Raw genomic sequence first — 19589 nt, 5'->3', positions numbered from 1 at the left:
TGCGGTAGCTTCCGAAAAGAGTACCGAAACTGTAGCGCCCCCTTTTTGGACCAACAGCATCTCCATATTTACTATATTGCTGCAGACATATTGTGAAACCCCCCATCTACGAAAATGCGATCCCCTGTCACCCCTATTGAATTATCGGAGATCAAAAATATTGCGACATTTAAAATCTCATTGACAGAAGGAGTACCCGTTGGTTGTAATTTTTTCGAGTACGTGTCGCTAAGTTCGCCGTAAGCCGTATGTCCAATGGCGGATGAAGAGGGGAAAGGGGGAGCACTTAAAACGTTAACTCTTATATTTTCTTTGCTTAAATCAAAGGCCAAGTAACTGACACTCGTTTGCAAAGCTGCTTTGCAAATCCCTAACAACTCATAACCAGGAACCAAGGCATCAGCGCTAAGGTAGCTAAACGTGAGAATCGAGCCGCCTTTAGGCATTAAAGACTTTGCGCATTTGGAAATTAAAATCAAACTGTATACAGAAACGTTCATCGATGCGATGAATGCCTCTCTGGGCAATTCAACTAGGTTACCGACTGAAGCCTCAGACGGTATGAGAGAAACCCCATGTACAATGAAGTCAATACTACCGAAAATATCCTTCACGCCATCAAAAAATGCTTTTACGCTCTCATCACTTGTGACATCACATGGCAGCATATAATTAGATGGCAATCCTGATACCGCTCGACTAGCTAAGGCATGACGACGTTCTTCGTCCCCCTTGACCGGAAGATAGCTGCAGATGACCTCAGCACCTTCACTCATCAACTTGGATGCGCACGCCGCCGCGATAGACTTTTTATTTAGTACGCCAAGGACCACACCACGCTTACCCACCAAGTTCATACAACCACCTCGCCAGAAAAATAACTATTCAGTATCGACCCCGCATACAAATCGATATTTTTAGCCTCCATACAAAATTTAAGCAGGACATCCATCTTACGAACGTCTTCTGAAGTAAAATAGGCTGCCGAAGCGCTCATGACTCCGCTGGATTGGTCAGCACAGAGCAAAACAGCTCGACGGCAATCGCTTTCTTCGCAAAAGTTCCTAGCCAGATTTAGGGCTTGTGCTAACCCCGCTCCACGGCCGGTGACGGAAATACAGGGCCCATGGCTGCCTATGGCCATCGAGCCATACGTAGAAAACATCACGGCACTCCCGCGTGCAAAAAAAGCTTGCCTCGGCCTCATAGACTTTAACGCGTCGACAACTCTGAGGATATGAGACTGACAGCCTGTATCGGTCACGGTATAGATCGCAGTCTCCAGTGAAAACTCCTTAAAATTCAGAGCAGATAGGGAGCGCTCCATAGCTTTCAAGGCGACAGTTACAAGAGGATCGCACCTATTATCTTTCAAATTAAAACTCAGTTCGGGAGACTGATTTTCAACTTCAGTCTCAAAGTAGCCGAACCGAGGAGAAACGTAAGTATTCAACATTAGCTAGCTTCCATTAAGAGGGCTGAATTGACACCGCCGAAGCCAAAAGTCACTGTCAAGCCGAATCTGTGGGATCCACTCCGTATTTGTGAATGTCGTATGAGAGGTAAAGCCAACTGAGGATCGATATTCAACAGCCCTGTCGTCGGAGGATACAATCGCCTGTTCATTGCCTTTAAAGTTAATACCGCTTCGACTATCCCGGTAGCACCTAGGGAGTGACCTAAGGCCCCCTTGGTTCCGCCGACAGACACTTGATCTAAATAATCACCGAAGACTAGCCTCAGCGCTGCAGCTTCAGCTTGGTCGTTTAAATTGGTCCCGCTACCATGAGCATTTATGTAACCGAGTTCCTGTAAATTAATACCTTTGATAGCATTTCGAATCGCGTTCGCAGCATATTTTCCATCGGGATGAGGAGCGGCTATATCATATGAATCCGAAGACATGCCAAAACTAGCAATACGGCCAATACTGGCTGATTTCAATTTATCCATGCCCGATTCATTTGCCAAGATCATCACGCCACACGCCTCGCCAAAAGAGGTTCCACTACGTGTGCTATCAAAAGGTCTGGCGCGGTCCGCACTTTGAGTCCCGAGCGCTATATGCTGAATCAGCTTACCTGCTCCTAGTGAATCGAAGCCTATAACCGTAACTATATCCGCCATCCCAGATTTTATAGCTGAAGACGCAACGATGATCGCATCAGTCCCACTCGAGCATGCGCTGGAGACTAATGTGGTCGGCGGGATTTTAGACGGCCACACCTTTTCCATAGCTTTTACAAGCGCGGCGCGTGGATTACCTGCATCCGAACCTGCCAAGTCACCTAAACTGCAGCCTCCTACAACTAAATCCGAGGCGTACGCGATCGGAGGTAGAATTGTACGGAACGCCTTATCTAAAATCTGAGGAACCCTCTCTTCTCCGCAAATCCCATTGATTGTACCAATCATCCCTGCCAACTCGGGGTTTGGTAAATTTTCAAAAACCTCATTCGCTCGCTTGAGCCCTGTCTTTCCTGCAACCAGGTTATCAAAAAGTTCCTCACCCCATCCCAAAGAGGTCAAGGCATCGCTATAGACAATTGAAACGGACATACCCCCCCCCAATAATTAAATGCACATCTCTTACTCAGCGTAAAAACTCACGGAGAGAAGCCTGATACGCTCCTCTCCGCAAGCTAAAAACTAAAACCCAATACCGGTATAAACTTTACGTTTTACACGTATCAATTCCGCATCACCTTGGATCGCAGCTTTGAACGATACGCCAATCTGATTTGTCCTTTCATAAAACGGAAAGTCACGGACGCGCGCCTCAAAACCGAATCGGATAGAGTGATCGCCTTTACCACCTACGCGCCACAGAGCTATATCAAGCAGAACCCCTGGGGGTACTGGATGTCCCATTTTCAGATTCAAGTCTGATACGGCCGAAAGCTCTTGATTCCTGCCTTCCCCCTCCAAGGGACGAGTTGAGCCGAGAAACAACACAATACCTAGTTGAATGATATCTTGAGCCATATTAGTGCCAGGATAAATGGCAGCATCCTCGAAATGCCCTTCAAACGCGGGGTGAGAACTAGAGACTGCCCTATGTGCATGAAGCCATCCGGCTTCGAAGTCATGCTTGACAATCTGGTCCACCCCAATCATGGGATGTTTGTGGCGAAGGTATTTTTTTAAATCAGTATGGCCAATACCGCCTTGATTTGGACCATCATATGTGATGATTTGCGAAAAACTATTAGGACTCATGGCTACTCCGCAATTAAAGTGTTTAATTTCTCACGTAACGTCGGCGACAACGAAATAGAACCATTAGTCTTACGTTCTATGGCCGCCAACTTAGCTTTAATTAATGCACAGTGTTTGTCCCCCACGCCTACAGAAACGTGCGCCTCTAAAAAAGAACGCTTTACGCTCGTGAAGCGGAGTACTGCTGTAAATTTTTCGCCTGCTCGCACAGGGTAAGCATAATCGGCTTGCAGTCCGACTACCGCAAAGCCATGCTCCACTTTTGAAGAGGCGAGTCCTATTTCAGCTAACGAAAATTCGAATGCCTCTTCAAAAATTCTTAGATAATTAGAGAAGTGGCAAACTCCGTCTGCGTCCGTTTCATAATGGTGTAAATGACGATTATAGGAAAAGTGAGTCATGCTGCATTTTGCTCACTAATTTTTTGTAGTTCTTTGACTCCCTCTAATAATGCTCGCAGCGCTTCCTCAATTGAGTCAGCAGAAATAGTCAACGGCGGTGTAATCCGAATTGTTTCATTGACCCGCTTGTCTTTTGGAACCTTTCGATTAAACAGGCCACTTTCGATTTCAGTCAGAACTCCATGACGTAAAAAAGTGTCCCTAACCATCCGACCTCTTCGAGCGAAAGCGTCGCTCAATTCAAGGCCGATAAACATTCCCTTTCCGCGCACAGCTTTGACTACCGTCGGATAGCGTGCTGATAGTGAAGAAATATCATCGATCAATTTAGAGCCAATCGTGATACTCCTCTCAAAGAGTCCTTGGCCTTTGATCATGTCAATGCCTGCATTCACGACTGCAGCTTGAAATGGTCGTGCATTAAACGTCCGAACACCTATTCCTGGCCGCAAAGATAGCCGATCATTTCGCCATAGAACTGCAGACATCGGAAACAGGCCAAAACCGAGCGCTTTGCCTAGCGTGATGCAATCAGGCGATAGCCGTTTAGGAATCGCTAGCACCCCTCCGGTGCGGAAACCAGTCAATATCTCATCATCTATAATTCGAGCATCCTCTTCTTCAGCGAGCTTGAAGAGTTCGGACCACCACTCTGAGGACGCTGAGATTACACCCCCGTCTCCTAGGATACCTTCTACCGATACAGCTCGAATTCGACCTTCGTAGTTTGAGAACTGACTGCGTAGGTTTTCTATATCGCCATATTGAAGGAATACGACCTCAACACCCCTAATTCGAGGAACGCCTTCAGTAAATTGCTTTCGGTCTAACAGCTGATTTGGTCCTTGGGACCATCCGTGCCATGCGCCGTGGCAAGCAAACACAATATCTTTTTTACTGCGTGAATCAACTCCTGTGGTCAAGTTCATGCCTTCGAGGTGAATAAGCTGCAACGCAAGATCCATAGCCTCGGATCCTGTGCTTGTGAATGTGATACTCCACTGCCTTTCGTGGCTGCCGGTATGGCTGGCTATCATTTCTTTAATATTGGACACAAGTTGCAACCGCTCGACCGAATGAAATTCGTCATTGGTGGTAACTGAACTATGAAAAACTTCTCGAACCCTAGGCGCGATTTCATCTATAGCACTTCCCAGAATTCCGGTCCCGTACCCGCCCGTCATATTGACAGCGATATGCGCCAGGGCGTTATCACCGTCTACTTTTTCGAGCAAAAGAATACGGTCTTGGCGCTGCTCAAGAAATGTAAAATTAGTTCTACCTCCATAGTGATCAGCCACGCCATCACCGTTGGTTACACAGGCTCGAATATCACTAGGTAAAGTTTGGATTCCTAGCTTTTGCTTCTTAAGCCCCGCTTCCCATATCTTATCCATATGTCAATCTCCTCAAGCAGTTTCAACGCAAGAGTGTTTATGGATGAAATCTACAATTTCTTGAATGGTTGTGAATGGGTCAATGTCTGGGAGCTCAGAAAATTTGATGCCAAAATCCTCATCAAGAAATACCCGCAGCTCTGTCTGATCCAGACTGTCGAGATCTAACTCATCAGTGTTAGATGCATTTTTCACCGAATCTTTAACCATGTCTTCGATAAAGAAATGGCGAATTTTTTGCTCAACTTTATTATCAGTCATTGTATCTCTCCTAGTTTGTAGAGGGGAAACCCTCTATATCGGCGTTATGCCAAACCTGATATTACTTTTTAGCTTGTGCGGGGAGCTTCTCGGCGTATTCCCAGATTGCAGGAATATATGATGATGGTAAAAATCTCCGAAGTCTTCTAGACATATAATTGATGTCAAATTTTTTATCGCCTACAACGTAAGCCTTGGCCACCTGCCCTAGTTTCTCATCCGGCTCGGAGGTAACCCATACATCATCAATGTCCAGATACTTAAGAATCGCTGACTCAATAACAGAGGGATAAATATTTTCACCTCCGCGAACAATAAGCCGACCTGAACGCCCTGCGAATAAAAGCCCACCATTCACGACTTTAAATAAATCACCAGTCCGAATGGTCCCAAACGGCCGATCTTGACAGTTTGATATGTCACTCGCCCGGTCGAGATATCCATACATCGCTGTCGGAGTGTGTACATAAAGCTCTTCGGCATACTGATCTGGTCCCGTTGGTTTAAGCTCTAGTTCAACGCCTTCAAGCGGCTCACCTAGGGGCACTGCATTAAAACACTCCAACACCTCTTGTGTGACGATTGAACTGCTTATACGCGGACCGGCTTCTGTCATGCCGTATGTTGAATATATGTTGGTATTGGGTCCGCAATTTTTTACTAATTCAGAAGCTACACGGTAGTTTAATGAGTCGCCACCGACAGTTACAAGGCGTGCTTTCCCCAAAGTGAGGCGATCGTACAAATTCATGACTGTCGCGGGTGTGGCCATGCACACTGAAATCTTATAATTCGTGAGCAATCTGCGTGGGCTGACTTTTTGAGTGTCTACAAAAACGCCATTGGCACCCGTGATCAACGTACTTAAAAGGCCTGCTACTAAACCTGCACTAAAATTTAGCGGTAGCGTCAAAGCCACTGTGTCGTCGGCAAGAAGCCCAACGGAGTCAGCGTGAAGCTTGGCATTATGCAGTAATCTATCTAGAGTATGGACTATGATCTTTGGTTTGCCAGTAGAGCCGCTACTAAGTATTCCAATTAATGGCTCGCGCGGCAGTTGTGAGTGTGGCAACAAGGGGTACGGTACGCGCAAAATCGCATAGTCTTGATTCCCACTCACTAACACAAATCCAAGCTTTGCGATTTCCCCCTTAAGCGAAACCGGCACCGCGACTAAAAAACAGTGGGTTTCCCGGGCAGCTTCAATCAAAAGATGAACTGGGGTCGCTGGCTTCATCAATATAGGAAACAGACCCGCCTGCAATGCGCCGAATAGGAGGCTAGCAGGCTCAACCCCTAACCTCATCAGGATTACTATTGGAGAGTTAACATCTGAGACGGCGGCTCGAAGCTTTTTGGCCCAGACCAGAGAGCGATCTATGAATAAATTCCCACTCACCACACTTGGCCAGTTAGTTGCGCGTGGATCTTGCAACTTCATACTGCGATGCTCAGCCACTTGTCGGCCGAGCAAATCTATGCTGTTCGACGCTCCTAAAAAACTCATAACTCTAATCCCTTAAAGATTACAGCTATTATCCCCGGATGAACAATAGCCTGGGCAATAGCACCCTGTTGGGGTCATATCAACACCAACTGAGACAAGCTTAGATTTCCGATGATTCCAGTATTGGTACTGCTAAAGGTAATTATTCAGGATCTACGACGCCGCATGTCTAGCAACGAGCAAAGATAAACCGGCCCCACCAAGAAGCGAACCGCAAACTCGATTGAATATTTTTTTTGCCTTAGCTCCCGAAAGCCACCGCTGAAGATGCAGCCCCAAATATGCATAAATTGCAATAGCAATCCACTCGAGAGCCAAGAATACCGCTCCAAGAATAATAAATTGCGTGAATACATCCCCATCAGGTACAACAAACTGAGGAAGGAACGCGGTAAATATCAATATCGCTTTAGGATTTCCAATTGCCACGAGAAATTCTCGACGCATTAGCGTTGATATTTTTCCTTCTGACTCACCACCCTTTTGGGTCATCGCACTCGCGTCGCTGCCCCATAACTTGTACGCCAAATAGATCAGATAGGCCGCACCTAGCAATTTTACGATAGTAAAAATTGTTTTGGATGCAAAGATCACAGCCGCTAGCCCCGCAGAAGCTAGAGCTATCATTATGGCGAATGCGACAAGCCTTCCCAGACCCGCAAAGCAAGAAGCTGCGAAACCATGATGCGCTGCATTATTTATTGAGAGGAGATTGTTTGGACCCGGAGCTAGATTCAAAGCAAAGCACGCAGGCAAGAAGAACATAAGTGTCGAGAAATCCATTCGCGAACCCACCTAGGTAATGTATTGCAATTTAAGACTGATGTTTTTTTACAATTTCATTTGGCTGGTGTCAACCCAAAAAGCTCTAATTTTTACGGTTGCCTGACATTACCCCACTATGTTATGCGCATCGGAGATCTCGTCATATTCTACGTCCCCCCCTTCCCGGCCTCAATGGCTCATGAGATTGAGCGTATATATCCGTCAATCCTGCCAATGAATTAATTTCAATACGCCATCATTTGTAGGTCATCCTATAACCCCTTCCATATCTAATTTTCCGTAGTCGATTTAGTACACCAAGCGCATCTGTTAATTGGTTTGAACACTACCAATCGGCACTGCTAATTCGATAGCAACTGGCCATCAAAGTTGCTAGAGCGACATGCGGCCTCACTAGCACTAGACCACCCTGAACGCATCGCGTTTTCAACCTTTGTTTCTGCAGCAGGTACTCGTCTAAGCTCCGAGCTCTCGCTAGATTTGCTGGTCTTACGCTAGGGACAACATGTCGTCTTATAGCCACACTAACCCCCTGCTGTACCAATAAGGGTTTGCCACTGACCAGAGACGAGAAATTACGCTTTATGTACCTAACGTCTCACTAGGTGCATTTTCATGTCAGCCTCTAACCAGAAACTCACTCCTCTCCTAGCCCAAGCGCTAATAGCCGTCGGCTTTCTCAGCCCAAATGCACATGCAGAGACCTGGGTGATCACCGATCAAAACCACCTAGTTCAAGTGCCATCTGGAGCTCGATTGATACTCTTGGACGACTCGGAAAGGCTTGAAGCTAAGCTGTCCGAGGGTCTACCAGCAGACCCGCAACGAGCCGCCGCGATCATGCAGCGACGTCTTCGCAGTAGCGATGCGCAGCGCTTGCAGCAAGATCTCGTGGCAGCCCAACAGAGCCTGGTCGATGCCTGGACTTTAGGTGTAACGAAGATTCCTGCGGTGGTAGTCGACCGCAAGTACGTGGTGTATGGAGAGACCGACGTCGGCAGCGCCACTCAACGTATTGCTCGTTGGAAAGGGGGCATGCGATGAAGCGCCCGGGTAAAAAGCAGCTCTGGGGTGTGCTGGCACTGTCGGTTGCCGCTGGCCAGGCGACGGCAGGCGTCGTCACATCTGCCACCTTGATCGCCTCCTCAATGTCACCCGAATGTCTTGAGTACAAGGTGGTCGGCATCTGCTACTGGCTGCTTTGCACCCCTTTCGCTTGCAAGGTCAAAACATCGACCAAGGTTCGCCACTTTGTCCCGGACGCAGTTGTCTCCAGCTATTCGAACACGGGAGAGAATCCCTGGATCGAGGTCTCCTCGTTGAGCTCGTCCACGTCCTTCGCTCAAGACGGAGGCGATGGCACAACAAACCACAACAACGAAGACAGCGTGGCCAAATTCAAAAACGCAGATGTCATAGGCCATCCAGGGGGAGCAACATTCAGCCGGTTTGCAAGCGCCTCAGGCTACGCCTGCGCAGGTGCTGCCTTCAGCTTCGAAGGACTCGCCAACTGCCTTACAGATAGTCGCTTTACCCATGACGGGAGCTCAATCAGCTCTCCTCCCTGATAATCTGCAACGCAAAAAAAAATCTGGAAATCCGCATTTTCATGGGCCTTCCAGATTTTCGAAATGGTGGGTCGTGTGGGATTCGAACCTACGACCAATTGGTTAAAAGCCAACTGCTCTACCAACTGAGCTAACGACCCTCTGTTGTGTGGCGCGTATCTTACTGATTTTTATGAGTAATACAACACCTATTTTAAAAAAACTTAAAAATAACGCGTCGGGTCTGCTACACCGGCAGCGGCGAAGCCTTCTGCACGCAGGCGGCAGCTGTCGCATTTGCCGCACGCACGGCCCCGATCGTCGGCCTGATAGCAGGAAACCGTCAGCGCATAATCGACGCCCAACGCAGTGCCTGCCTTGACGATGTCGGACTTGCTCAGGTTCTGCAGCGGCGCGCGGATGGTGAAGCCCTGCCCTTCCACACCGGCCTTGGTCGCCAGATTCGCCATGCGCTCAAAGGACTCCACGAACTCGGGACGGCAATCCGGGTAGCCCGAATAATCCACAGCGTTCACGCCGATGAAGATGTCGCGCGCGCCCAGCACTTCCCCCCAGCCCAGGGCCAACGACAGGAAGACAGTGTTGCGGGCCGGCACGTACGTTACCGGAATGCCTTCAGAGGGCGTCTCAGGGACTGCAATGGAGCTGTCGGTCAACGCCGAGCCGCCGATGCCATTGAGATTCAAGCCGATCACCTTGTGCTCGATCGCACCGAGGTCGCGAGCTACCTGCGCGGCTGCGTCGAGCTCGGCGCGATGACGCTGACCGTAATCGAAACTCATGGTGTAGCAGGCATAGCCTTCAGCACGCGCCATGGCGACGACAGTTGCGGAGTCGAGGCCACCGGACAGCAGGATTACGGCTTTTTTCTCGGTCATGTTCAATTCAGTCATTTCAGCGCCCCGGCTCGTCGTCCCAAAGAAATTTATGCAGCTGCATCTGCAAGCGTACAGGCAGGTTGTCCGCCACTATCCAGTCGGCCAGATCACGGCCTTTCAGCTCATGATGACTGGCAGAGAACAGAACCTCGCCAGCCCGGCGATCAAGCCCGTACTGAATGAGCTTGGAAACCGCCCAGTCGTAATCCTCCCGCGAACAGATCACGAATTTGACCTGATCGTTGGGCGTGAGCAGCTCCATGTTTTCGTAGCGGTTGCGCGTGACCTCTTTCGACCCGGGGGTCTTGAGGTCGACGACTCGACTGACCCGGGGGTCGACCGCCGAGATATCCAGCGCGCCGCTGGTTTCCAGCGACACTTCATAGCCCTCGTCACAGAGGCGCTTTAGCAATGGAATCGCATTGGGCTGGGCCAGTGGCTCGCCGCCGGTCACGCATACGTAGCGAGGGCGATAGGCCGCGACCTGGCCCATGATGTCGTCGAGCGTATGGATGGTGCCGCCAGTGAATGCGTAGGCGCTGTCACAGTACTGGCAGCGCAAGGGGCAACCAGTGAGGCGTACAAATACGGTGGGCAGCCCAGCCGTACGGGTTTCACCCTGCAACGAGTGAAATATTTCGGTGATGCGTAATGTGTCTTGCATATCGGCCACGGGCGTAACAGCTAAACAGGCCGTCCGCCTCCGTCAGGCACTTCAAGGAACCCTGCACTCGCAGAATCCAGAGAAGCGTAATGTATGTACCGGAATTTCGGGTGCGAGATTCTAACGAAAAAAGCCGCGACGAGCGCGGCTTTCTTGATTTGCGAGTCAGGACATCAAAGTCGCTGAAGGTCTCGCTGCGCCAACTGGGCGGCAGATGTACCCGGATACTGGGCAACAACCTGCTGCAGAATGCCTTTTACCTTGTCATTGTGACCCAGGCGGCGCTCTACGTCGGCCAGCTTGTACAGCGAATCAGGCACTTTGGCGTGCTTCGGGTATTGCTGACTTACCTTGGCGAATGCCTGACCTGCGCCTTGAAGGTCGCCTTTGGCCAGATTTACTTCACCCAGCCAGTACTGGGCATTGCCCGCGTAAGAGCTGTTCGGGTATTTGCGCAGGAAAGCGGTGAAGGCCTGACTGGCCTTGTCGAAATCCTTTGCCTTGATCAAATCGAAGGCTGCTTCGTAATAAAGCTTTTCCTTCGCCGGGTCAGGAGGCTCGGTGCCTGCTGCCGGTGCCTGAGCGGCTTGAGCCGACGGCGTCCCACTGGCGTCTACAGCGCCACCAGAAGGTTGAGAATTATTGGTAGCCGGAGCGGCAGCGCCACTGGCTATACGCTGATCGAGTTCCTGATAACGCTCCAGAGCTTCCTGCTTCATGCGCTGGATATCGTTTTGCTGAACCTCGACAAGCCCGCGCAAACGCGCGATTTCTTCCTGCATTTGCTGCAACTGCATGAACAGCTGACCTTGTGCCGAGGGAGGAGGTGTTACCCCTCCCCCGGCATAGGCGCCGGACGTGCCATAACCCGCTGGCGGATAACTGCTGCTGCCAGAGCCAGAATTGTTATCGACCACAGGAGCCGCACCCAACGCTGAAAGCGGAAGGGCGAGGGCCAAAACGGTTAGAGCACGTCGGCACGTTCGCATGTCAAATTACTTACGCAGTTCGACGCGACGGTTCTGAGCCCACGACTGCTCGTCGTTGCCGGTAGCAACTGGACGCTCTTCGCCGTAGGAAACCAGTTCCAGCTGAGCTGGGGAAACACCTTGCAGTACCAGGTAGCGCTGAACGGCTTTCGCACGACGCTCGCCCAGTGCCATGTTGTACTCACGAGTACCACGTTCGTCGGTGTTGCCTTCCAGAACAACGCGAGCGCCGTTTGCTTTCAGGTCTTTAGCGTGCACGTCCAGGGAGCGCATGGCTTCTGGCTTCAGGTCCGAACTGTCGTATTCGAAGTAGAAGGTGGTGATTGCGCGCAGAGCAGCTTCTTCGCTCAGGGAACCGTCAACAGCACCAGTGTTGGCGCCGTAACCAGCGTTAGGGTCGACAGCGCCAGCACCGGCATTGTCGCCGCCTTTGGACGAGCAACCTACAGCTACAGCCATGGCCAGAGCCAGCGCAGCAAACTTACCAAACTTCAGCATTTCCATCTTGAAACTCCTAATGAACCCCAGTGTGTTAAGCAAATCGTGTAGCGCCGCGTCAGTTCAGGTAAGGGGACCAGGAAGGTTCTCTGACTTCGCCTTGAGCGGTAGGAAGCGGGAGCCTTACGCGTCCGTTAATGGACACGAGCATCAAGACTCCCCGGCCCTGCTGGCGGGTGGCGTAGATTACCATGGTGCCGTTGGGCGCAACAGTAGGCGACTCATCAAGGTTGCTATCTGTGAGGATTTTTACGCTTCCGCGGGCCAAATCCTGCACTGCGACCTTGAAATTAGTGAAACCGTCCTGCCTGTGAATCATCACCAGCGTCTTTTCATCGGCTGACAATTTCGGATTGGCGTTGTAGTTACCCACGAACGTAACACGTTCGGCACCACCGCCATTGATATTGGTTTTATAGATTTGCGGCTTTCCACCACGGTCCGACGTGAAATAGATCGTCGAGCCATCCTTGCCGAAGAACGGTTCGGTGTCGATGGAAGAGTCATTGGTCACACGGCTCAACTGACGCGAAGCCAGGTTGATCACGTAGATTTCCGGGTTGCCGTCCTTGGACAGCACGAATGCCAGCTTGGTGCCATCCGGCGACCACGCAGGCGCGCCGTTCAGGCCTTCGAAGTTGGTGATCTGCTCACGACGACCGGTATCGATGTGTTGAACGAAGATGCGCGGACGCTTTTGTTCGAACGACACATAGGCAATACGCTTGCCGTCCGGCGCAAATCGCGGCGACAGGATCGGCTCACGGGATTGCAACAGCGTTACCGCACGCGCACCGTCGTAGTCCGAACGTTGCAGGGTGTAGCGCGTATTGTTTTCCGAGAAACGCTCTGCCGTGACATAGAGCATGCGTGTCGAGAACGCCCCCTTGATGCCGACGAGCTTCTCGAACGACTGGTCTGCAATGTAGTGCGCCATGTCGCGCAGCTGGTCATTGGTGCCGGAAACGTTACCGGTCAGGACCTGTTGTTCGGTGGCCACGTTGAACAGCGCGTATTGAATCTGCAGACGACCGCCTGCAGGAACAATGTTGCCGACCATGACGTACTGGGCACCCAGTGCTTTCCAGTCACGGAAGATGACTTCGCTGGCCTGGGTCGGCAAGCTGATCATGTTCTGCTTCGGGATCGGCGAGTAGTAGCCGGAGTTGCGCAGGTCATTGCCGATGATCTCCGCCATGTCTTCCGGCAGTACGTTGCCGCCCTGCCAGCCAAACGGTACGACAGCGATCGGTGTGGCACGGTCACTGCCGCTGGTGACCAGAATGTTCTTTTCTTCTGCGGCCGCGACTCCGGCTGCACAGCAGAGAACGAAAAGCAGTCCTCGAAAAAGGTTGATCACAAGGCTAGATCTCCAGGTGTGAATGTCATCTTGAATGAACGATAGGGAGCGAAGTCAGCGGGCTTCAGACCCTGCATTTCTGTCAAACGCCCAATGTTTTTCACCGCAGCAACCGCAGAACTGTCAAATGGCCCGTCACCGCTGGACTTGGCAATCGACACAGAGGCGATTGTACCGTCCGGCAGCATGCCGATCTGCAACGTTACCGACATGTTGTTACGTGCCGATGGAGGACGACTCCAGCCTTCGGATGCACGCACACGAATCAGATCGTCGAAGCTGCCAGCGGTTTCGTCGCCACGTTCGTCTGCGAGAGCCTGTTGCCGTTCCGGTTTGTCGGACAGCAGATCGGCCAGTGCCTGCGCCTTCTTGTCTTCAGCAGATTTACGGGCAGCTTCCTGCGCTTTCTTGGCGGAGTCGGCAGCGGCTTTCTTCTTCGCGTCCTCGGCAGCCTTCTTCTTGGCGTCTTCTGCGGCCTTTTTCTTGGCCTCGTCAGCAGCCTGCTTCTTGGCTTCCTCGGCAGCAGCCTTCTTGGCGTCTTCCTCGGCTTTCTTCTTCGCTTCGTCTTCGGCTTTTTTCTTGGCTATGTCGGCCAGTTGTTTCTCTTCAGCCTTTTTGGCGTCGGCGACCTTCTTGGCCTCATCAGCTTTCTTGGCGTCGTCAGCCTTTTTGGCTTCTTCCGCTTTCTGCTCGGCCTTCTTGGCTTCGTCCGCTGCCTTCTGTTCTTCCGCTTTTTGAGCAGACTCTTCTTTCTTTTGTTCCGCAGCTTTAACAGCTTCCTGTTTCAACTGCTCGATTTTCTTCTGCTCCAGCTGCTCGACTTCAGTCTGTCGTGCAGCGGTCTTCTTCGCCTCGCCGGCAATTTTCTGGTTGGTCTGGGTCGTCGCCTGACTCTTGGACTTGAGCTGATAGAGCGTTGCCTGAACGATAGGCTTGGCTTCAGGCAGATCGGGCGTCATGGCAAAACTCACGAACAGCATGCCAAAAATCAGGATGTGCAACGCCACAGCCCAGACACTGGGCCAGAAATAGCTTTCCGAGGCAGACGGCTCTCGAATCGGCTGCATCAGGGCGCCTCGGTAATCAAGCCAACATTCCCGACCCCGGCTTTCTGCAGCCCACCCATCGTGCCCATGACCGAACCGTAATCAACGGTCTTGTCACCACGGATGAACACCTGCGTCTGCTTGCCGGCATCACGCCCGGCAGCGACGATCTTGGTGACGGCGGCAGTCAGCTGCGGCAAGGTCATTGCCTTGTCCATCTGCTTGTCGGTATCGACTTCGCTGCCAAGGTTCCAGTAATAGGTCTTGTCAGCCTTGATCGAAATGGTCAGGACCTGATTGTTGTTGTCCTGCGGCAAAGCCTCGCTGGAGACCTTGGGCAAGTCGACCTTCACGCCCTGGTTGATCATGGGAGCCGTCACCATGAAAATCACGAGCAGCACCAGCATCACGTCGATGTAGGGCACTACGTTCATTTCGGCGACCGGCTTGCGTTTTCTGCGTCGATCTCGAGCGATTAAAGCCATGGGGAATTACCTGCTCACTCTTCGCTGGTGTGCACTTTACGGTGCAGGATGGCCTGGAACTCTTCAGCGAACGTGTAGTAACGGCTGATCAGAGTCTCGCTGCGCGCGGAGAAACGGTTGTAGGCAATAACGGCCGGGATTGCCGCGAACAGGCCAATGGCTGTTGCGATAAGGGCTTCGGCAATGCCTGGCGCAACAGTGGCGAGAGTCGCCTGCTGAGCGGTTGCCAGACCACGGAAGGAGTTCATGATCCCCCAGACGGTACCGAACAGACCGATATACGGGCTGGTGGAACCCACGGTCGCCAGGAACGACAGACCGGACTCAAGTTTTTCTTCCTCACGGGAAATGGCAACACGCATGGCACGGGCCACACCTTCCATCACCGCATCAGGATCGACACCTGACTGCTGACGCAGACGGGAAAACTCCTTGAAGCCTGCACGGAAGATCTGCTCGACGCCCGAGTCAGGATCAGGATTGCTGCCTGCCTGACGGTAAAGCTTGGACAAATCGATACCGGACCAGAAACGCTCTTCAAAGCTGTCCAGTGCACGCCGACCTGCACGCAGCATGTTGCTGCGCTGAAAAATCACGATCCATGAAGTGACCGAGGCGGCCACCAGAATCAGCATCACCAACTGAACAACAATGCTGGCATTGCTGACCAAACTCCACATGGAGGAATGGTCGACGACGTTAGCTTCCACGCTTTATCTCCTGCTCTGAATGTGTGCCCGCGCCGCTCTGATCGGCAAAGGCCGCTCGCAGAGCTTCGGGAATGGCCCGGGGTTTCAAACTATCGGCGCTTACACACGCCACCAAGAACTGCCCCTCGCAGAGCAGCGTTGCATCCGACGCCCGCCTGACTTGCTGTTGAAAGCGCAGGCTGACACGGTTCAATTCGGTTACTTGTGCACTGACGAGCAATTCGTCATCCAGCCGCGCCGGCTTGTGATAACGCGCTTCGCTGGAGTGCACGACAAACAGCAGGTTGTCCTGCGCCATTGCTGACTGGGCGAAACCAAGATCGCGCAGCCGCTCGGTACGAGCCCGTTCCATGAATTTCAGATAATTGACGTAGTAGACGATGCCGCCAGCATCGGTGTCCTCGTAATAAACGCGACAGCGATGTGCGAACGACTGAACCCCGTTTTGCGCGCGCATACTCTAGTGCTTACTCCTCACGTTGCCAATCGGGTCAGGCAACTGTTTTTCAACGATTTGCCGCTCACCGCCTGTAACACCCAAGAGACTGGCAATGTGACACACAGACGGCGATTAAATTGCATGACGTCACATTTTAATCAGCCGGATCATCGATAAATTCCTCGGCGGCCGGCAGCTCTCCCATCCGGGAAGGGATGTTAAGACCGAAGTGCAGATAGGCATGACGGGTCACGACCCTGCCGCGCGGTGTGCGCATCATATAGCCTTGCTGGATCAAATAGGGCTCCAGTACGTCTTCAATCGTATGGCGCTCTTCGCTGATGGCCGCCGCGAGACTGTCGACACCCACCGGACCACCGTCGAACTTCTCGATCATGGTCAACAGCAGGCGTCTGTCCTGATGGTCGAAACCGTGCTCGTCAACGTCCAGAAGGTTCAGGGCCTTGTCGGCGGTCTGCCGGGTAATCTGCCCGTTACCGCGCACTTCGGCGAAGTCACGCACACGGCGCAGCAGGCGGTTGGCAATACGCGGAGTGCCACGGGCACGACGTGCAATTTCAAACGCGCCTTCAGGCTCGATGACCAGCCCCAGAATGCCGGCTGAACGGGTCACAATCGTCGACAGATCGGCGATGCTGTAGAACTCCAGACGCTGGACGATACCGAAACGGTCACGCAACGGATTGGTCAGCATGCCCGCACGGGTGGTCGCACCAACCAGCGTGAACGGCGGCAGGTCGAGCTTGATGGACCGTGCAGCAGGCCCCTCCCCGATCATGATGTCCAGCTGAAAGTCTTCCATCGCCGGGTACAGGACTTCTTCCACAATGGGCGACAGCCTGTGAATCTCGTCGATGAAAAGCACGTCGTTGGGTTCAAGATTGGTGAGAATTGCGGCCAGATCACCGGGCCTTTCGAGGACCGGCCCGGACGTGCTCTTGATCGAGACCCCCATTTCCTGAGCAATGATATTGGCCAGTGTGGTCTTGCCCAGACCCGGAGGCCCGAAGATCAGAGTGTGATCCAGAGATTCATTGCGCCCTCGTGCAGCCTGGATGAACAACTCCATCTGCTCGCGAACCGTTGGCTGACCAATGTAGTCGGCCAGGCTGAGCGGGCGAATCGCACGGTCCAGCTGTTCGTCGCGGTCACGCCCGCCGGTAGCGGTTATCAAACGGTCGGCATCTATCACTTAGCCCATCCCCTTCAATGCACGCCGGATGAGATCGGCACTGCTCAAATCTTTTTCCTTGATGGCGGAAACGGCCTTGCTTGCTTCCTGAGGTTTGTAGCCCAGCGATATCAACGCACTGACCGCATCGGACTCGGCCGACGCCACGGGTTCAGCCTGATTCGGACCACTGGAAACCAGTGTGAACGTGCCGGGCAGCGACTCCCAGGCCTTGAAGCGATCCTTGAGTTCTACCAGCAGCCGCTCGGCGGTCTTCTTGCCGACACCAGGAATGCGGGTCAGCGCCGAGGTGTCCTGAGCCTGAACGCAGCGTACCAGCTCATCGACTTCAAGACCGGACATCAATGCCAGTGCCAGTTTGGGGCCGACGCCATTGAGACGGATCAGCTCCCGAAACAGTTCGCGCTCGCGCTTTTCATAAAAGCCATACAGCAGGTGCGCGTCCTCTCGGACCACAAGATGCGTATGCAGGGTCACGGGCTCACCGACGTGGGGTAGCCGGTACAGCGTAGTCATCGGCACCTCCAGCTCATAACCGACGCCATTGACGTCCAGCACCAGATGCGGAGGCTGTTTTTCGGCTAGAAAGCCGCGTAAACGTCCAATCACGTTTCAGATCCTTTCGTGTTGCCTGTCGCTTGCGCGAAAAAGTTGGGAACAATCATCACAGAGCCAGCCAGCCCTGCAAGTAAAAAAATGCGTGCGAATGATGCAGTCACAGACGCAGCCTGCCGCCCCGGCTACGTGCCGTGCTCAAACCGTGAGGAAGAAGACTGGAACGGGTATGCGCATGGCATAACGCAATGGCCAGCGCATCGGAAGCATCTATCTGTGGCTTTTGAGTCAGCTTGAGCAGATGCATGACCATCATCATCACCTGCTCTTTATTGGCACCACCGGTACCGGCCACAGCCTGCTTGACCTGGGTCGCCGTATATTCGGCAATCTCGAGTTCTTCTTCGGCTCCCGCCACGATGGCCGCGCCCCGGGCCTGGCCGAGCTTGAGCGCGGAATCGGCGTTTTTCGCCATGAAGACCTTTTCGATCCCCATCGTCACGGGGCCATAGGTCTTGATCACCTCACGAACACCGCGATAGACGATTTGCAGCCGTTCGTGCAGCTCGCCACTGCCGGTGCGAATGCAGCCCGACGCCACGTAGACACAGCCGCGGCCGGTGTCACGCACCACGCCGTAGCCTGTGATTCGCGAACCGGGGTCAATACCAAGAATAAGAGTCATAACGCCTGCAGCAAGAAAAGGTGACGCAACACAATGAGCGCAGCATAAAGGCAGAAGCCGGAGGCCGATAGCCGCAATCACTCACGGCTTCGTTCCCCCGGCTTCCAGTGCAGCTTGTCTGACGATAGTCAGCCCAGTTGCTCCATGACCTCGTCCGAAATTTCTGCGTTCGAATAGACGTTCTGCACGTCATCCAGGTCTTCAAGCATGTCGATCAGCTTGAGCACCTTTTCAGCGGTTTCCAGATCAAGCACGGCGCTGGTGGTCGGCAGCATGACGATTTCCGCATCCGACGCCTTGAAACCCGCTGCTTCCAGCGCGTTACGCACGGCATAGAACCCGGAAAAGGATGTGAAGACATCAATGGAGCCGTCTTCATTGGTCACGACGTCATCGGCATCCGCTTCCATTGCCGCTTCGATCAAGGCGTCTTCATCGACACCCGCAGCGAAGGATATCTGCCCCTTGCGGTCGAACAGGTAGGCAACGGAACCGTCGGTGCCCAGGTTGCCACCGCACTTGGTAAACGCGTGACGCACAGCGGCGGCAGTCCGGTTGCGGTTGTCAGTCATGGTTTCGACCATGATAGCCACGCCGCCCGGGCCGTAGCCCTCATAACCCAGCTCTTCGACATCATCGCCATCGGAAGCGCCCACGCCACGCGCCACAGCACGATCAATGGTGTCACGGGTCATGTTCGCGCCAAGCGCCTTGTCCAGCGCCAGACGCAGACGCGGGTTGGAGCCCGGATCGCCGCCACCCTGACGAGCGGCAACGGTCAGCTCACGAATCCATTTGGTGAAGATCTTGCCTTTTTTGGCATCCTGACGCTCTTTGCGGTGCTTGATGTTCGCCCACTTAGAATGACCTGCCATTTCTCGCTCCAGATTCTTTTCGAAACACCTTCACCTTTCGCCCATGCAACTGG

At 52.7% G+C, this 19589-nt stretch carries 23 protein-coding genes, 1 tRNA gene and 1 pseudogene; 2 read left to right on the top strand and 23 right to left on the bottom strand.

What is annotated here, in order from left to right; genetic code table 11:
- Positions 1-71: 71 nt before the first annotated feature.
- The 9 genes from AC0IXS_RS22040 to AC0IXS_RS22000 all read right to left on the bottom strand — a co-directional run bounded on the left by AC0IXS_RS22040 (position 72) and on the right by AC0IXS_RS22000 (position 7568).
- Positions 72-857 carry an enoyl-ACP reductase FabI gene (locus AC0IXS_RS22040; protein ID WP_057408884.1) on the bottom strand — a complete coding sequence of 262 codons (786 nt, stop codon included), beginning with the start codon at positions 855-857 and terminating at the stop codon, positions 72-74.
- Positions 854-1456: a hypothetical protein gene (locus AC0IXS_RS22035; protein WP_057408883.1), complete on the bottom strand. Its 603-nt coding sequence runs from the start codon at positions 1454-1456 to the stop codon at positions 854-856. Before AC0IXS_RS22035 ends, AC0IXS_RS22040 begins: the two co-directional genes overlap by 4 nt.
- Complete coding sequence (locus tag AC0IXS_RS22030) at positions 1456-2559, bottom strand: beta-ketoacyl synthase N-terminal-like domain-containing protein (RefSeq protein ID WP_057408882.1); 1104 nt, start codon at positions 2557-2559, stop codon at positions 1456-1458. The genes AC0IXS_RS22035 and AC0IXS_RS22030 overlap by 1 nt, the downstream gene beginning before the upstream one ends.
- Before the next feature lie 90 nt (positions 2560-2649).
- Complete coding sequence (locus tag AC0IXS_RS22025) at positions 2650-3219, bottom strand: hypothetical protein (protein ID WP_052735648.1); 570 nt, start codon at positions 3217-3219, stop codon at positions 2650-2652.
- A gap of 2 nt (positions 3220-3221) precedes the next feature.
- On the bottom strand, positions 3222-3620 hold the full coding sequence (locus tag AC0IXS_RS22020) for an acyl-CoA thioesterase (protein ID WP_081021716.1): 399 nt from the start codon (positions 3618-3620) through the stop codon (positions 3222-3224).
- Positions 3617-5017 carry an aminotransferase class III-fold pyridoxal phosphate-dependent enzyme gene (locus tag AC0IXS_RS22015; protein ID WP_057408881.1) on the bottom strand — a complete coding sequence of 467 codons (1401 nt, stop codon included), beginning with the start codon at positions 5015-5017 and terminating at the stop codon, positions 3617-3619. Before AC0IXS_RS22015 ends, AC0IXS_RS22020 begins: the two co-directional genes overlap by 4 nt.
- 12 nt (positions 5018-5029) lie before the next feature.
- Positions 5030-5278: an acyl carrier protein gene (locus AC0IXS_RS22010; RefSeq protein WP_122667627.1), complete on the bottom strand. Its 249-nt coding sequence runs from the start codon at positions 5276-5278 to the stop codon at positions 5030-5032.
- A gap of 61 nt (positions 5279-5339) precedes the next feature.
- Positions 5340-6785: a class I adenylate-forming enzyme family protein gene (locus AC0IXS_RS22005; RefSeq protein ID WP_471825671.1), complete on the bottom strand. Its 1446-nt coding sequence runs from the start codon at positions 6783-6785 to the stop codon at positions 5340-5342.
- 153 nt (positions 6786-6938) lie between these two features.
- Positions 6939-7568, bottom strand: a complete 630-nt coding sequence (locus tag AC0IXS_RS22000) for a LysE family translocator (protein ID WP_057408879.1) — start codon at positions 7566-7568, stop codon at positions 6939-6941.
- Between the two features lie 618 nt (positions 7569-8186).
- Between AC0IXS_RS22000 and AC0IXS_RS21995 the strand changes: the two genes are divergently transcribed.
- Both AC0IXS_RS21995 and AC0IXS_RS21990 read left to right on the top strand, forming a co-directional pair.
- Positions 8187-8615, top strand: coding sequence for a TIGR03757 family integrating conjugative element protein (locus tag AC0IXS_RS21995; RefSeq protein ID WP_057408878.1), 429 nt, complete (start codon positions 8187-8189; stop codon positions 8613-8615).
- Positions 8612-9058 (top strand): annotated as a pseudogene (locus tag AC0IXS_RS21990) (TraU family protein); the annotation flags it as partial. The gene AC0IXS_RS21995 and the pseudogene AC0IXS_RS21990, both read left to right, overlap by 4 nt.
- Positions 9059-9203: 145 nt before the next feature.
- Here AC0IXS_RS21990 and AC0IXS_RS21985 read toward each other — a convergent pair.
- The 14 genes from AC0IXS_RS21985 to AC0IXS_RS21920 form a co-directional block, all read right to left on the bottom strand.
- Positions 9204-9279, bottom strand: a tRNA-Lys gene (locus tag AC0IXS_RS21985).
- Positions 9280-9342: 63 nt separating this feature from the next.
- The gene (queC, locus tag AC0IXS_RS21980) at positions 9343-10017 is read right to left on the bottom strand and encodes a 7-cyano-7-deazaguanine synthase QueC (RefSeq protein ID WP_164672272.1); all 675 of its coding nucleotides are present in this window, start codon (positions 10015-10017) and stop codon (positions 9343-9345) included.
- A 16-nt stretch (positions 10018-10033) separates the two neighbouring features.
- Positions 10034-10681 carry a 7-carboxy-7-deazaguanine synthase QueE gene (gene queE, locus AC0IXS_RS21975; protein ID WP_004879159.1) on the bottom strand — a complete coding sequence of 216 codons (648 nt, stop codon included), beginning with the start codon at positions 10679-10681 and terminating at the stop codon, positions 10034-10036.
- 173 nt (positions 10682-10854) lie between these two features.
- Positions 10855-11670 (bottom strand): tol-pal system protein YbgF, encoded by an 816-nt coding sequence (gene ybgF / locus AC0IXS_RS21970; protein ID WP_054998489.1) that lies wholly within the window; start codon positions 11668-11670, stop codon positions 10855-10857.
- Positions 11671-11676: 6 nt separating this feature from the next.
- Positions 11677-12174, bottom strand: coding sequence for a peptidoglycan-associated lipoprotein Pal (gene pal, locus AC0IXS_RS21965; RefSeq protein WP_004879156.1), 498 nt, complete (start codon positions 12172-12174; stop codon positions 11677-11679).
- 52 nt (positions 12175-12226) lie between these two features.
- Entirely contained in the window at positions 12227-13528 is a 1302-nt protein-coding gene (gene tolB / locus AC0IXS_RS21960) for a Tol-Pal system beta propeller repeat protein TolB (protein WP_004879154.1), read from the bottom strand.
- On the bottom strand, positions 13525-14595 hold the full coding sequence (gene tolA, locus AC0IXS_RS21955) for a cell envelope integrity protein TolA (RefSeq protein WP_057408876.1): 1071 nt from the start codon (positions 14593-14595) through the stop codon (positions 13525-13527). Before tolA ends, tolB begins: the two co-directional genes overlap by 4 nt.
- Complete coding sequence (tolR, locus tag AC0IXS_RS21950) at positions 14595-15059, bottom strand: protein TolR (protein ID WP_002554654.1); 465 nt, start codon at positions 15057-15059, stop codon at positions 14595-14597. Before tolR ends, tolA begins: the two co-directional genes overlap by 1 nt.
- Before the next feature lie 14 nt (positions 15060-15073).
- Complete coding sequence (gene tolQ / locus AC0IXS_RS21945) at positions 15074-15769, bottom strand: protein TolQ (RefSeq protein ID WP_043305411.1); 696 nt, start codon at positions 15767-15769, stop codon at positions 15074-15076.
- Entirely contained in the window at positions 15759-16226 is a 468-nt protein-coding gene (gene ybgC / locus AC0IXS_RS21940; protein WP_004879146.1) for a tol-pal system-associated acyl-CoA thioesterase, read from the bottom strand. Before ybgC ends, tolQ begins: the two co-directional genes overlap by 11 nt.
- A 136-nt stretch (positions 16227-16362) precedes the next feature.
- Positions 16363-17421, bottom strand: a complete 1059-nt coding sequence (ruvB, locus tag AC0IXS_RS21935) for a Holliday junction branch migration DNA helicase RuvB (protein ID WP_029241678.1) — start codon at positions 17419-17421, stop codon at positions 16363-16365.
- Positions 17422-18030: a Holliday junction branch migration protein RuvA gene (ruvA, locus tag AC0IXS_RS21930; protein WP_004879141.1), complete on the bottom strand. Its 609-nt coding sequence runs from the start codon at positions 18028-18030 to the stop codon at positions 17422-17424.
- Between the two features lie 106 nt (positions 18031-18136).
- Positions 18137-18661, bottom strand: a complete 525-nt coding sequence (gene ruvC / locus AC0IXS_RS21925; RefSeq protein ID WP_004879140.1) for a crossover junction endodeoxyribonuclease RuvC — start codon at positions 18659-18661, stop codon at positions 18137-18139.
- Between the two features lie 128 nt (positions 18662-18789).
- On the bottom strand, positions 18790-19536 hold the full coding sequence (locus AC0IXS_RS21920; protein WP_057408874.1) for a YebC/PmpR family DNA-binding transcriptional regulator: 747 nt from the start codon (positions 19534-19536) through the stop codon (positions 18790-18792).
- Positions 19537-19589: the final 53 nt, after the last annotated feature.

This window comes from Pseudomonas sp. AC016, from assembly GCF_979253365.1.
The sequence above is the reverse complement of the archived record's forward strand: the minus strand, read 5'-3'. Positions and strand labels throughout refer to the sequence as shown.